This window comes from Paenibacillus sp. MDMC362 (genome assembly GCF_003269305.1).
In the GTDB taxonomy this organism is placed as follows: domain Bacteria; phylum Bacillota; class Bacilli; order Paenibacillales; family Paenibacillaceae; genus Paenibacillus_AQ.
The window spans coordinates 17568-31948 of sequence record NZ_QLYT01000067.1; the positions used below are offsets into that span (position 1 = coordinate 17568).

Genomic DNA, 14381 nt, shown 5'->3' on the forward strand with positions numbered 1-14381 from the left:
GACAATGGCTAAAAACGCGCTGTTGGAAATCAAACGCAGTCTCGATGCCCATTTAGGGCAAAAAATTACGCTTCGGGCTAACGGTGGCCGTCGGAAGACCGTCGAGCGTACTGGTGTTTTGGAAGAAACGTACCCTTCTGTTTTCATTGTGAAGCTGGATCAAGACCAGCAAACTTTTAAACGTGTGTCCTACAGTTATGCCGATATTCTGACCGAAACCGTGGAAATCATGGTAACCGGTGATGACAACGAGATGCGAATCACCTATATCAAGTCATAACGATATGTCATGAGAGAGCAGTCTCCACTTACAGGGAGGCTGTTTTTTGTTGCCATCGAACCGGGAAGAATGACAAGCGGAAGTTGAATACATACTAAGGCTGCGCGAGGCCTTCTTTATCCGTTCCATATGCGGTGATGGAGGTTAAGCTTGCAGGAGGTCGTAACAAAGCCACTGTATCGCGCCGGATGCTATTCATGCCATACTCAATACATTTTCCAAGGAGGCGGGATTGATGAGCAGGAGAAGACGAAGCATTATGTCCGATCAATTGAAGACCGAATTGGCTAAGGAATTGGGATTCTACGATACCGTGGAAAAAGAAGGCTGGGGAGGCATTAAGGCCAAGGATGCCGGCAACATGGTAAAACGGGCGATTGAGCTCGCCGAGCGGGCAGCCCGCAAATCCGATCTGTAAGAGAAAGACCATAACGCAGCAGGGGCTTCCGCCTAACCGGAAGCCCCTGTTTGTTTACCTCCATCAAACGGTCCCATGACTTCAAAGCCTGAGTTTGTTAATATAGAGGCATTAGATGTTTTTCCTCGAATATGTTAAGTTCAAGCATATGGGAAAAGCTAAGGATAGGTGAACGTTCTTGAAAATATACGAAAAAGCACCGGCCAAAATCAATTTGATGCTGGATGTACTTCATAAACGTCCTGACGGCTTTCATGAGGTAGAGATGGTCATGACGATGATCGACCTCGCCGATCGGCTCGAAATGTCCGAACAGAAGCGGGACACCATCATCATCACCTCACAGGCAGGGTACATACCGCTCGATGAGAAGAATTTGGCCTTTCAGGCAGCAAGACGAATTAAAGAGCGCTACGACGTGAAACAGGGTGTACATATTCACCTGGACAAAAAAATTCCCGTTGCCGCTGGACTCGCAGGAGGCAGCAGTGATGCAGCGGCAACACTGCGCGGCCTGAACCGCCTCTGGGGACTGGGTATCCCTCAGGAGGAGCTGCTCGCGCTGGGCGCAGAGCTCGGCTCGGATGTGCCGTTCTGCGTAACGGGCGGCACGGCACTGGCTACAGGGCGCGGCGAGGTACTTACGCCAATCCCGAATCCGCCGCAGTGCTGGGTGATCGTGGCGAAGCCGCCGATCAATGTGTCGACGGCAGAAGTGTACGGCCGTTTGCGCAGCGAGCAGATTCAGCGCCATCCATCGGCAGAGCGCATGGTAGAGGCGCTTACGCAAGGCAGCTTCCAGCAAATGTGCCAATCGCTTGGTAACGTTCTGGAGGAGGTTACCTTGAGGATGCACCCGGAAGTTCAGCAGCTGAAGGAAGGAATGCTGAAATTGGGAGCTGACGGGGCGCTCATGTCCGGAAGCGGTCCTACGGTCTTCGGCTTGGTCTCCAAGGAATCCAAGGTAGCCCGGATTTACAATGGCTTGCGGGGATTCTGCAAGGAAGTGTATGCCGTTCGCTTGCTGACTTAGAAACGGTTATGTTTGACAATTCGGGGTCGAATTTCAAACAAAGTTGTATAAATACGTACAAAGGTGTTATATTTAACATATAATATTCGGATTTAGCGAGGAACCCTAGGTGAAAAAATTAAAACGAAGCGAACGATTGGTCGATATGACCCAATATTTACTATCTAAACCGCATACGCTGATTCCACTGACAACGTTCGCCGAGCGATATGGAGCGGCCAAGTCATCCATTAGTGAGGATTTGGCGATTATTAAGGACGTGTTCGAGAGCGAGGGACTCGGAGAGCTTCAGACCCTGGCTGGCGCAGCGGGAGGAGTCAGATACATTCCGAAGCTGCGCAAGGATCATGCCTTGCGGTTTGCGGAGGAGCTGTGCCAACAGCTTCAGCAATCGGATCGGATTTTGCCGGGCGGATATTTGTACATGTCTGATCTGCTCGGACAACCTTCGCTGATGAACGAGGCGGGCAAGATCATTGCCACGGCATTCGCCGATCGGGATATCGATGTGGTCATGACCGTGGAAACCAAAGGGATTCCGCTGGCCTATGCGACAGCGGCTCAACTGAACCTGCCGGTCGTACTAGTTCGCCGGGACCATCAAGTGACGGAAGGGTCGGCCGTAAGCATCAATTATGTATCGGGCTCGCACAAGAGCATCCATACCATGTCATTATCCCGCCGGGCGCTCAAGGAACGTTCCCGCGTGCTGATCGTGGATGATTTTATGAAGGCAGGCGGGACCATTCAGGGAATGGTTGATCTGCTGGGTGAATTTAATGCTGAAGTCGCAGGTGTCGGTGTGCTGGTAGAGTCGGGAGCGGTGGAAACCGAGGAAAGACTTCTGGAGGACTATATTTCACTGGCCATCTTAAGCGATGTGGACTCCAAAACGAAGAGAATTACGGTCAACCCTGGTAATTACTTCGAAAAATAGAGTCGCGATATTTGTCGATATAATAGCGGTTTCATTCGAATTAGCCCGAAGTCTGTCGAAAATATCACATTCTAAAAAAAATTCCTGTTTTTAGGACATTTTGTATTAGAAAAAAGAAGGATTTCCGGTTTGCTGTGTGGAATTATACACCAAGTCTCTGATGGAAAAAGGTGGTGAACACATATGCAAATTACGGATGTCAGACTCCGCCGTGTTAACTCTGAGGGGAGAATGAAGGCAATCGCATCCATTACCATCGATAATGAATTTGTCGTTCACGACATTCGCGTCATCGACGGAAACAATGGAATGTTTGTTGCAATGCCGAGCAAACGCACTCCTGATGGAGAATTCCGCGACATTGCCCATCCCATTTCTTCCGGTACTCGCGAGAAAATTCAATCGGCTGTATTGGCCGAGTATGAGCGAGCGGCTACTGAAGAAGAAGTGATTGAAGAAGGCGCTTAAGATTTACAATTGGGGTTCAAGGAAAAGAGAGCCATACCTGTGGCTCTCTTTTCTTTTTTTGTAGAATGATATATATTCAGTAGTGAGTTCAAGAGGAGGAGGCATGGCCCTTGAAAAGATTTGCTATTGTGCTCGCCGCTGGGCAGGGCAAACGTATGAAATCCAAACTATATAAAGTGCTGCATCCTGTTTGTGGCAAGCCGATGGTCGGACATGTATTGCAAACCGTACAGCAGGTAAACTGTGAACGGAGTGTTGTGGTCGTAGGCCACGGCGCGGAAGCGGTTCGAACCTATCTGCAAGACGCAGCCGAGTATGTACTGCAGGAGCAGCAGCTCGGAACGGGCCACGCTGTGAAGCAAGCCAAGGAATTACTTGGCGGCGAAGAAGGATCCACGATTGTCATTTGCGGGGATACTCCTCTGGTGACGTCCGAGACACTGGAGAATCTTTTGAAGCTGCACGAGAGCAACAATGCGGCCGCTACGGTGCTTACTGCGCATATGGATAACCCGAAAGGCTACGGCCGGGTCATTCGAGGCGAGGATGGAAGCGCACTTCGGATTGTTGAGCAGAAAGATTGCAGTCCTGAAGAGGACGCCGTCACTGAAATTAATACCGGTACCTATTGTTTTGACAATAAAAAGCTATTTGCTGCACTGGACAATGTAACCAACCAGAATGCGCAGCAGGAATATTACCTGACCGATTGCATCGGTATTCTGAAACAAGCCGGCGAGACCGTGCTTGCTTATCAGACGGATGATTACGCGGAATCGATCGGTGTCAACGACCGTCTGGCGCTGTCGGAAGCCGAAGGCTTCATGAGAGACCGCATCAACCGCATGCACATGTTAAACGGTGTTACGATCATTGACCCGTCTTCAACCTATATCGGAGCTGATGTTAAGATTGGTTCAGATACCGTGCTCTATCCCGGCACCGTCCTGAAAGGGAATACGGTGATCGGTGAAGATTGCGTGATTGGACCGAATACCGATATTGAGGATTCCGTTATTGCGGATGGTGCCAGCGTCAAACATTCGGTGCTCAGCAGTGCTGAAGTCGGCTCTCGAACGTCCGTAGGACCGTATGCTTATCTTCGTCCAGGCGCCAAGCTGGGGAATGATGTAAAGGTGGGGGACTTCGTTGAAGTGAAGAACGCCACGATTGATAACGGTTCTAAAGTATCTCATCTCAGTTATGTTGGTGATGCCAAAGTCGGCAAAAACGTTAATATCGGCTGCGGTGCGATAACAGTCAACTATGATGGTTATAATAAGTCCATTACCGAAATTGAAGATGATGCATTTATCGGCAGTAATGTGAATTTGATTGCACCGGTGAAGGTGGGCAAGGGCGCATTCGTAGTTGCAGGCTCTACCATTACGCATTCCGTTTCGGATAATGATCTGGCCATCGCCAGACAGCGTCAGGAGAACAAGCCAGGGTACGCAGAGAAGATCCGGGCACGCGCCATCGCCAAGAAGAACAAGAAATCGTAATTATCCCTGCTTCCTTTACCAAGATATGAAGCGGTGATCGGATACCTAATTCAACGAACCAGCACGGAGGGTTTTTATTCTATGACTTATCTTGATTCTAAATTAAAAATATTTACGTGTAATTCCAATCCTAAACTTGCCCATCAAATCGCCGATTATATCGGTATTCCGATGGGGGAATCGCATACAACCAGCTTTAGCGACGGCGAGATTCAAGTAAAGCTCTCCGAGAGCGTGCGGGGCTGCCATGTTTATATTGTGCAGTCCACTTGCTTGCCGGTGAATGATAACCTGATGGAACTGCTGGTTATGGTGGATGCGCTCAAGCGGGCATCCGCGAAGAGCATCAACGTGGTTATTCCGTATTACGGCTATGCCCGTCAAGACCGCAAAGCGCGTTCGCGGGATCCGATCACCGCTAAACTGGTTGCGAATCTGATCGAAAAAGCAGGAGCTCACCGCGTCATTACGATGGACCTGCATGCGATGCAGATTCAGGGATTTTTCGATATTCCGGTGGATCATCTGCTCGGGGTGCCGATTCTTGCCCAATATTTCCGTTCAAAGCAGATCGAGAACCCTGTCGTTGTATCTCCGGATCACGGCGGTGTGGTTCGCGCGAGAAAGCTTGCTGACTTCCTGAATGCGCCGCTGGCGATTATCGATAAACGCCGCCCTGAGCCAAACGTCAGTGAAGTCATGAACATTATCGGAAATATCGAAGGCAAGACTGACATTCTGATTGATGACATTATCGATACCGCCGGTACGATTGTGCTGGGTGCCAATGCGTTGATGGAAGGCGGCGTTAAGGAAGTCTACGCATGCTGTACACATCCGGTTCTCTCGGGTCCTGCCCATGAGCGCCTGGAAAACTCCCCGCTGAAGGAAGTTGTTGTAACAGACACCATTCCGATCACCAATCCGAACCCGAGCAGCAAATTGACGGTATTGTCGGTTGCTCCGTTGATGGGTGAAGCCATCATCCGGGTTCATGAGGAATTGTCGATTAGTAAATTGTTTGAAATAGAATAATAAACCGTGTAAAGGCAGGGTTACATCTCCTCATGAGGAGATGTAACCCTTGTCGGCTATGGCGACTTTGCGGCTTGGGTTTGGCAAGAGCAGGAACAACCCGCAAGAAAACGTTTTCATAATTTCGGCCTGATACGTGCGCCGCAGGCTATCAGTATCCGGGCCTGGAGATGAAAGTGAACGTATTCCGGTTATATAGCGTCCCCTCAAGCTCGACAAAGTAGGCGTCGACTGCAGTGATCAGACCCACGTCGATGTGACAACCCAGTTCATAGACTTGAACAGGGATGCCATGCTTCATATGGTATTGAAAATGGCTGTGGTGCGTTAATTTCTGTTCGAAAGCTTTCAATGCCGATTCACCTTCTTATGAGGGCATACGCCGATAGGTTTTGTTCATATTGTACTCAGAAATGCGCAAAGAAGAAAGTATAAATCGTGAAAGGAATCAACCTGTGATGAAATGGATTGTCGGACTGGGCAACCCCGGTTCTAATTATGAGAAGACACGTCATAATGTTGGGTTCATGGCGCTGGATGCTCTGGCAGAGCGACACGGCATGAAGTTCAATCAGAATAAATGCAAATCGGTCATCGCGGAAGGGACGATTGGCGGCACCAAAACCGTCCTGATCAAACCGATGACGTTCATGAATCTTTCAGGCGAGGCCGTGCGGGCTTATATGGATTATTATAAAGCGAGTCTTGAGGACATGATTGTGGTCTATGATGATTTGGATACCGTCGTCGGTAAAATCCGCCTGCGATATCAAGGTAGTGCCGGAGGACATAATGGCATTAAATCCATTATTCAGCATACCGGGACACAGAGCTTCAACCGCGTCCGAATGGGCATATCGAGGCCTGAGCCGGGTTATGCCATTGTGGATTATGTGCTGGGTACATTTCCGAAGAAGGAACGCGAACAACTGCAGAGCATGGTAGAAGAGACCTGTGACGCGCTGGAATTCAGTCTGGATCATACCTTTGAGCAGACGATGGCCAAGTTCAACAAGTCCTAGAGAAGCATCATAGGATCGAACTAACCGAGAGATGATTCCAAAGGCATAAGGCAGCCGGAAGATCGAAGTCTTAAACGAGGGAATTCCGGGCATACTGAAGGTATATACGACCTTCAGGAGGCATATGATGGCGATAACCTATGTTTGTAGACACTGTCGGGCGTTTCAGGGCCGCATCGATTCCAATCACGTTTCCGAAGCCCGTCTCGGATTTGATTCCTTGACCCCTGAGGAACGCAAGGATATAATAGCCTATGATTTTAACGGAGAAGTGATGGTCCGGGTAACCTGCGATCATTGCAGAGAAGCCCTCGAAGCCCATCCGGAACTTAGCCTTTTGGCAAATCCCCTGCAATGAGAGTATAATGGGGTACACGACGTTTTTTGGTAGAAGACATACAGCGGCAGGTCCTGCCGCTGCTCTAGCCTTGGCAGTTTTGCTCAAGGCTTCTTTTCGGTTATAATTTTTTGGCAATCGTCTAAAATTCCATGAGAAATAGAGTCTAAGAAATTCATTTCTTTTGCATAAGAGAGGTGCCCCCTTTTGTTACAAGCACTTATTGATGTATTTTCGAAGGATTCGGACTTCAAATCCATAACCGCTGGCGTCCAAGCCGGCATGAGGGAGCAATTGATCTCCGGTCTTTCCGGGTCGTCCAGACAGATTTTAATGGCCGCATTGCACCAAGACCAGCAGCGCCCGCTGCTCGTGGTCACTCACAATATGTTTTCAGCCCAGAAAATTGCGGATGATTTACAGGAAGCGCTCTCACCGGATCAAGTGTTGTTATACCCGGCGAATGAGCTGGTAGCGGCCGAGTCGGCTGTTTCAAGCCCCGAGACTCTGGCGCAGCGGATTGATGTACTCGTCCGTTGTGCAAGAGGCTTCCGGGGTATTGTCGTTGCGCCATTTTCCGGCGTGCGTCGCCTGCTTCCAGCTCCCGAAGTGATGTCCGATGCCCGAATCGTGCTCCATGACGGCGGGACACTCGTGCTGGAATCCTTTCTGAACCAGATGATCGAGATGGGATATGAACGGGTGGAGCGCGTCGAGAGCCGCGGCGAGATGAGTGTCCGCGGCGGTATCATCGATTTTTATCCGATGACAACGACAATGGCGTACCGCGTAGAACTGTTTGATGAGGATATCGACTCGATTCGTACCTTCGACCCGGCGGATCAGCGTTCGATTGACAAGGTCCGGGAAGTCACCATCACACCGTGCAAGGAAATTATTGCCGATTCCGAGCGGCTTAGTCGCACAGCGGATACAGTGGCCCATCTGCTGGAGACGCAGCTCGAACGCATGAGTGACCGTCAGGCCAAGCTCCGTTTGCGGGAAGAAATACACCGGGAAGTTGAGATGCTGCGCGAGCGGATGTATTTCCCTGAAATCTATAAATATATCTCCCTGTTGTATCCGGAGAAGACCAATTTATATGATTACATGCCGAAGGATACCATTCTCATTATGGATGAGCCTGCTCGCCTGTTAGAGACAGCCAAGCAGCTGGAGCGGGATGAAGCGGAATGGAATTTGCATCTGATGCAAAATGGTAAATCGCTGCCGGATCTGCCGCTGTCGCTGGATACCGAAGAACTGATCTACCAGCATCCCTATCAGAGTCTGTTGATCTCCATCTTCCTGCGTCAGGTGCCAAGAATGCAGCCCCAAAATATCGTCAATATGATTACGCGCGGCATGCAGGATTTCCATGGACAGATGAACGTGCTCAAGGCCGAGATGGAACGCTGGAAGAAGTCGGGCGTTCAGGTCATGATGCTGGCAGGCGATGCAGAGCGGATGGACCGCATGCGGCGGGTGTTGCTGGACTATGGCATCGAAGAACCGGTGATGTATGAAGGGCATTTGCAGAATGGCTTCGAGATGCCGTCGGTCCATGCTGCTATTATTACAGAGAGTGAGATGTTCTCCTCGAAGCAGCGTAAAACACGCAAAACCACGAAGAATATGGACAACGCCGAGCGCATCAAGAGTTATACGGAGCTCAAAGTCGGCGATTATGTGGTGCATCAAAACCACGGTATCGGGAAATATATGGGGATCGGTACGCTCGAAATCAACGGAATCCATAAGGATTACATGCATGTTTTGTATGCCGGGGGCGATAAGCTGTCGGTTCCGATTGAGCAGATCGATCTCATTCAGAAATATGTCGGTTCCGAAGATAAGGAGCCGAAGGTTTACAAGCTGGGTGGAAATGAATGGACACGGGTTAAGAACAAGGTTCGTTCTTCCGTTCAGGATATCGCCGACGATCTGATTAAGCTGTATGCCGAGCGTCAGTCTGCGCCTGGGTACGGTTTTGAGAAAGATACGTCGGAGCAGCAGGAATTCGAGGACATGTTCCCATATGATGAAACACCCGATCAGCTTCGAGCCATTACCGAAATCAAAAAAGACATGGAACAAAACCGACCGATGGACCGCCTCCTGTGCGGTGATGTCGGTTACGGGAAGACGGAAGTGGCGGTTCGTGCTGCCTTTAAAGCGGCGATCGAAGGGAAGCAGGTTGCGGTGCTGGTACCGACGACGATTTTGGCCCAGCAGCATTACGAGACGTTCCGGGAGCGCTTCGCCAATTATCCGATCAACATTCAGGTGCTGAGCCGTTTCCGGAGCCGCAAGGAGCAGAATGAGACGATCAAGAAAGTAAAGCAGGGTTCCGTCGATATTCTGATCGGAACGCATCGACTGCTGTCGCAGGATATTGTGTTCAAGGATTTGGGACTGCTGATCGTGGATGAGGAGCAGCGGTTTGGCGTTACGCATAAGGAGAAATTGAAGAAGCTGAAGACCAATGTTGACGTGCTGACGCTGACGGCAACGCCGATTCCGCGCACGCTGCATATGTCGATGCTCGGCGTTCGGGATTTGTCCGTGATCGAGACACCGCCGGAGAATCGTTTTCCAGTCCAGACTTATGTCGTAGAGCATAGCCAGACCCTGGTGCGGGAAGCGATCGAGCGGGAGCTGGCCCGGGGCGGTCAAGTTTATTATCTTTACAACCGGGTTCAGGGCATTCAGGAGATGGCAGCCCAGATATCCATGCTGGTACCGGAGGCCCGAGTTGGCGTGGGACACGGCCAAATGTCGGAAACGGAGCTGGAGAAGACCATTCTCGATTTCCTGGACGGCGAATACGACGTATTGGTGAGCACGAGCATTATTGAGACGGGCGTGGATATCCCGAATGTCAATACGCTTATCGTGCATGATGCTGACAAAATGGGCCTCTCCCAGCTGTATCAGCTGCGCGGACGCGTCGGACGTTCCAATCGAATCGCATATGCTTATTTCACGTACCAACGGGATAAGGTGTTGACCGAAGTGGCCGAGAAGCGCCTGCAGTCTATTAAAGAATTCACGGAGCTTGGCTCCGGATTCAAGATTGCGATGCGGGACCTGTCGATTCGCGGAGCGGGCAACCTGCTGGGAGCGGAGCAGCATGGCTTTATTGCTTCCGTCGGGTTTGATTTGTATTCACAGATGCTGGCGGAGGAGATTCAGAAACGCAAAGTCAGCATGCTGGGTGAGCCGCCACTGCCATCGAAGGACTGGAACACCTCCATCGATCTGGGGATTGACGCTTACTTGCCGTCTGATTACATTTATGACAGCATCCAGAAGATCGAAATTTATAAAAAAGTGGCTGTCGTTTCGTCTATCGATGAATCGGTTGAGCTTGAGGACGAGCTGCTTGACCGCTTTGGCGAGCTGCCGCTTGCGGTAAGTAACCTGCTTGCCGTATCCCGCTTGAAGGTATATGGTCGTACGTACGGGATCGACTCCATTGTCCAGCGCGGCGATGATGTGCTGCTGCAGTTCTATGAAGGGCAGGACAAAGCGGTTGATACAACAGGGCTTGCGCAAATTGGAAATATGTTCGAAAGACGTGTACAATTTGAACAAGGGCCTACTATGGCCATTCGAATCAAAGGCAAGGGACTTTCCGATCAACAACTGTTAGAATTGCTGGAGCAATTCCTGGAGGCCGCAAAAGGGCCATTCAACCTGAAGGGAGAACTACAAAATGCCGTCAAGAAATAACAAGGCATGGAAGACGTTTATTGTATCCATCACAGCAGTGCTATCCATGTCGATGATCGCTGCGTGCGGAAACGACAAGACTAAGGGAACCGAAGATGATAATAGCAAAGTTATCGTCAAATATAAGGGTGGAGAAATTACCGAGAAGGAATTTGATCTGGAACAGCGCATGATTCAGTTCATGTCCCCGGAATACGCCCAATTTTTACAAATGGATGAATTTAAAGAGTATTTGGCGAAACAAGGGGTAGCCTATGAATACCTGTACGCCAAAGCTGACGATAAAGCGAAGGAAGCTGCCGGGAAGCAAGCGGATGATTTGTTAAAGCAGCAGAAGAGCGGAATGGGCGAGGAGCAGTTCAAAGCTGCTCTGGAATCGCAGAAATTGACGGAAGACGACCTCAAAAATTATATGCTTCGCGTCATGACTGTCATGGAGCATGAGAAGAATCAGGTAACCGAAGAGGATATCAAGAAGGAATTCGATGCGAACAAGAAGGATTATACCAACATTAGCGTTCGTCATGTCCTGATTGGCTTCCAGGATACCGAAGGCAAGGAGAGACCAGAGGGCGAGGCGCTCAAAATTGCCAAGGAAGTACAGTCCAAGCTGAATAAAGGGGAGGATTTTGCTGCTTTAGCGAAGGAATACTCCCAGGACCCGAGCTCCAAGGACAGCGGAGGTCTGTACGAGAACAAACCGGCAGGCAGCTGGGTGCCTCAATTCAAAGAAAAGGCCCTAACGCTGGAACTGAACAAAATCAGCGACCCGGTAGAAACCGATTACGGCTACCATGTCATGAAAGTGGAGAAGCGCGAGGAAGTGTCTTACGACAAGCTGCCTGCCGATCAGAAGGAAGGCATTCGAAATGAGCTGGCTTCGGCGAAGATCGACAATTTCATGCAGAATGAGCTCAACGACCTGATTGAGAGCATGAATCTTCCGAAAAGCGAGAATGCGGACAAGCCTGCCGAGGGCACGGGAGACCAGAAGACAGACGGCACAACCGACAAACCGGCGGAAGGTGATCCAACACCGGATGCAGGTAAGGATGGCACAGGTAAATAAGCCGCTGAGAAGCGGTCGGGCGATGATATTGTAATGCGCTGGGGTAATGCCGGATGTATGGCCAGCCCAAGGAAGAAATGGTGGGATCTTCGAATCCATAACGTGCGAACTAGCGCGTTATGGATTTTTTCTCCCCTGACGCCAGTCTCTTTCGAATGATATTTATTTTTGGATTTCGCAACCAACAGAGGGTAGATGATGTATAAGGAATTGGGAATGGATGAATACTATGGTCAGACATTAACTCTTATATACCTGGGGACATCCTCTTCCCGAATGGAACAGTAGTTGAAAAATCTTCTTATGAAAGTGGGGCAACAAGTGACATGAAAGCTACTGGTATCGTCCGCCGTATTGATGACCTCGGGCGCGTGGTCATTCCAAAAGAAATTAGACGCACACTGCGGATTCGCGAAGGCGACCCGCTGGAAATTTTCGTTGACCGGGATGGAGAAGTCATTCTGAAGAAATATTCACCGATCGGTGAATTGGGTGATTTTGCGAAGGAATATGCAGAGTCCCTTTATGAGAGCACAGGTCACATCACGATCATATCGGACCGTGATACATTTATCGCCGTAGCAGGCGGCTCCAAGAAGGAGTATTTGGACAAGCCGATCGGCAACCTTCTGGAAAACTGCATGGAAAATCGCAAGACGGTGCTGGAAAGCAACAGCGGTACGTATGAGATCAGCAAAGACAATCCGGAAACTCTGTCCGCTTTTGTCGCTGCGCCTATCATTGCTGGCGGAGACCCGATTGGCAGTGTTGTGCTGCTGAACAAGGACGAATCCGTGAACATGGGTGAGATGGAAGTGAAGATGTCTGAAACTGCTGCAGGCTTCCTCGGCAAGCAAATGGAACAGTAAGACGAGGACATAAATCCTTGGATGGAGACTCCCGCTGAACGTTGATCACTGGTCAATCGGCAGCTGGGAGTTTTTGTTGTCCGGTTTCTTTTTTTGTACCACGCTCACACCCTTGGTTATAATGGATGTACATATGGCAGCATCTGAATGATGATGGGTCTATGAAACGGACAAAGAAACTAGGGGATTGGAAGAGGATATGAAACCAGATCAAACAGGGGCAAGGCTTCTACAGGGAGCGTTTATTCTCAGTGCGGCCGCGCTTTTGTCCAAATTGATTGGCACACTGCAAAAAATACCGCTGCAAAATATGGGCGGGGATGCCGTCTTTGGCATCTATAATACGGTTTATCCGTTCTATATGATGATCATTACGATAGCGGCGGTCGGTTTCCCCGCGGCGGTCTCCAAATATGTGGCAGAATATGAGGCTGAAGGGCGCACCGAGGACGGTCATCGCCTGCTCCGCCTGTCATCCGCCTCGTTGGTGCTGTTCGGTCTGATTCTTGGCTTGCTGATGTATGTCTGCGCTCCGTGGATCGGGATGTGGATCGGAAGCAGTCAGGTGGTACCTGCCCTCCGAGCAGGCGCGTTGGCGCTGGCATTCGTGCCTTGGATGTCGGTCCTCCGCGGTTATTTTCAAGGGCTGCACAATATGGTGCCGACGGCGATCTCTCAGATCACGGAGCAGGTTGTCCGTGTCGGGGTTATGATTGTGCTGCTTCTTTACATGATACAGGCCGGCGCCGATGCCGACGTGATTGCCGCCGGGGCACTGCTCGGAACTGCCGCCGGTGGTGCTGCCGGTCTGGTGGTGATGGGACTCTACTGGCGCAAGCATCTCCGGGCAACTCGGAGTAAGGGACGAGGAAAAGTTGATCATGAAATCAGAGCAGCGGGTATGAACGAAACGAGGGTGCCTGCCGATGTATCTAGAGAGGGAGCGGGTGTTCTCCTAGGCCGCCTGCTTGCTTATGGAATTCCGGTCTGTCTTAGTCTGCTCGCTGTTCCGCTGATCGGACTGGTGGACACCTTCACGGTACCCCGGTTATTGACATCCGGCGGACTGGGCGAAGCAGCGGCTATGGCAGAGTTCGGGGTCTATAACCGCGGACTGCCGCTTGTTCAATTGGTTACGATGCTGGCTACTTCGTTGTCGGTTCTATTTATCCCTGCCCTGGCAGAAGCGAAGTTCAAGGGAGAGTCCGGCCGGGTTGCAAGCCAAACCCGCATGGCCCTCCGCTGGTTTTGGCTGATCGGGATGACGGCCTCCGTAGGCTTGGCAGTGCTGGCAGAGCCGATTAACGTCATGCTGTACGAGGATGCCGCAGGGACGGTGACGATGCAGGTGATTGCCTTTACAGCCGCCGGGGGTACGCTGAGCACGATTACAGCCGCGCTGCTTCAAGGCATCGGCATTGTAAAGGCCCCGGCGGTTCATCTGCTGGCTGCGGCAGGGCTCAAGCTGCTGCTCAACCTGCTGCTGGTGCCGCAGTTTGGCATTACCGGCGCAGCCATCGCCGGCGTGGCCGCGCATCTGACCGCCGCCGCGCTCAACCTCGCGCTGCTCTCGCGAAGCGCCGGCGCCCGCCTTGACGCCGGCGGCATGCTCGCGAGGACGCTGCCGGTCCTCGCCGCGGTGGCGCTGGCCGCCTGGGGCGCAGGTGAGGCAG

The 14381-nt window shown here is 51.0% G+C and carries 14 protein-coding genes; 13 read left to right on the top strand and 1 reads right to left on the bottom strand.

Features of this window, described 5'->3' with window-relative positions; genetic code table 11:
- The first annotated feature begins 4 nt into the window (after positions 1-4).
- From veg to DP091_RS27515, 7 genes are all read left to right on the top strand, one after another.
- A complete protein-coding gene (veg, locus tag DP091_RS27485) occupies positions 5-280 on the top strand; it encodes a biofilm formation stimulator Veg (RefSeq protein WP_006207415.1) in 276 nt (91 codons plus the stop codon).
- Positions 281-515: 235 nt separating this feature from the next.
- Positions 516-698 carry a small, acid-soluble spore protein, alpha/beta type gene (locus tag DP091_RS27490; RefSeq protein ID WP_009591920.1) on the top strand — a complete coding sequence of 61 codons (183 nt, stop codon included), beginning with the start codon at positions 516-518 and terminating at the stop codon, positions 696-698.
- 178 nt (positions 699-876) lie between these two features.
- Positions 877-1731 carry a 4-(cytidine 5'-diphospho)-2-C-methyl-D-erythritol kinase gene (gene ispE / locus DP091_RS27495; RefSeq protein WP_113061256.1) on the top strand — a complete coding sequence of 285 codons (855 nt, stop codon included), beginning with the start codon at positions 877-879 and terminating at the stop codon, positions 1729-1731.
- A gap of 109 nt (positions 1732-1840) precedes the next feature.
- The gene (gene purR / locus DP091_RS27500) at positions 1841-2668 is read left to right on the top strand and encodes a pur operon repressor (RefSeq protein WP_071221086.1); all 828 of its coding nucleotides are present in this window, start codon (positions 1841-1843) and stop codon (positions 2666-2668) included.
- 183 nt (positions 2669-2851) lie between these two features.
- Positions 2852-3136 (top strand): septation regulator SpoVG, encoded by a 285-nt coding sequence (spoVG, locus tag DP091_RS27505; RefSeq protein ID WP_006207419.1) that lies wholly within the window; start codon positions 2852-2854, stop codon positions 3134-3136.
- 110 nt (positions 3137-3246) lie between these two features.
- Positions 3247-4641 carry a bifunctional UDP-N-acetylglucosamine diphosphorylase/glucosamine-1-phosphate N-acetyltransferase GlmU gene (gene glmU, locus DP091_RS27510; protein ID WP_113061257.1) on the top strand — a complete coding sequence of 465 codons (1395 nt, stop codon included), beginning with the start codon at positions 3247-3249 and terminating at the stop codon, positions 4639-4641.
- Positions 4642-4722: 81 nt separating this feature from the next.
- Complete coding sequence (locus DP091_RS27515; RefSeq protein ID WP_113061258.1) at positions 4723-5676, top strand: ribose-phosphate diphosphokinase; 954 nt, start codon at positions 4723-4725, stop codon at positions 5674-5676.
- Between the two features lie 151 nt (positions 5677-5827).
- Here DP091_RS27515 and DP091_RS27520 read toward each other — a convergent pair whose 3' ends face one another.
- The gene (locus DP091_RS27520) at positions 5828-6028 is read right to left on the bottom strand and encodes a hypothetical protein (RefSeq protein WP_071221084.1); all 201 of its coding nucleotides are present in this window, start codon (positions 6026-6028) and stop codon (positions 5828-5830) included.
- A gap of 106 nt (positions 6029-6134) precedes the next feature.
- Here DP091_RS27520 and pth point away from each other — a divergent pair, with 106 nt between their 5' ends.
- From pth to DP091_RS27550, 6 genes are all read left to right on the top strand, one after another.
- Positions 6135-6698: an aminoacyl-tRNA hydrolase gene (gene pth, locus DP091_RS27525; RefSeq protein ID WP_113061259.1), complete on the top strand. Its 564-nt coding sequence runs from the start codon at positions 6135-6137 to the stop codon at positions 6696-6698.
- Positions 6699-6825: 127 nt separating this feature from the next.
- On the top strand, positions 6826-7056 hold the full coding sequence (locus tag DP091_RS27530) for an anti-sigma-F factor Fin family protein (RefSeq protein ID WP_006207424.1): 231 nt from the start codon (positions 6826-6828) through the stop codon (positions 7054-7056).
- A 186-nt stretch (positions 7057-7242) separates the two neighbouring features.
- Positions 7243-10770: a transcription-repair coupling factor gene (gene mfd / locus DP091_RS27535; protein WP_113061260.1), complete on the top strand. Its 3528-nt coding sequence runs from the start codon at positions 7243-7245 to the stop codon at positions 10768-10770.
- Positions 10754-11839 (top strand): peptidylprolyl isomerase, encoded by a 1086-nt coding sequence (locus DP091_RS27540; protein ID WP_113061261.1) that lies wholly within the window; start codon positions 10754-10756, stop codon positions 11837-11839. The genes mfd and DP091_RS27540 overlap by 17 nt, the downstream gene beginning before the upstream one ends.
- A 326-nt stretch (positions 11840-12165) precedes the next feature.
- Positions 12166-12708, top strand: a complete 543-nt coding sequence (gene spoVT, locus DP091_RS27545; protein ID WP_071221080.1) for a stage V sporulation protein T — start codon at positions 12166-12168, stop codon at positions 12706-12708.
- Positions 12709-12907: 199 nt separating this feature from the next.
- A partial coding sequence (locus DP091_RS27550) for a polysaccharide biosynthesis protein (RefSeq protein WP_113061262.1) occupies positions 12908-14381 on the top strand: 1474 nt, incomplete at its 3' end.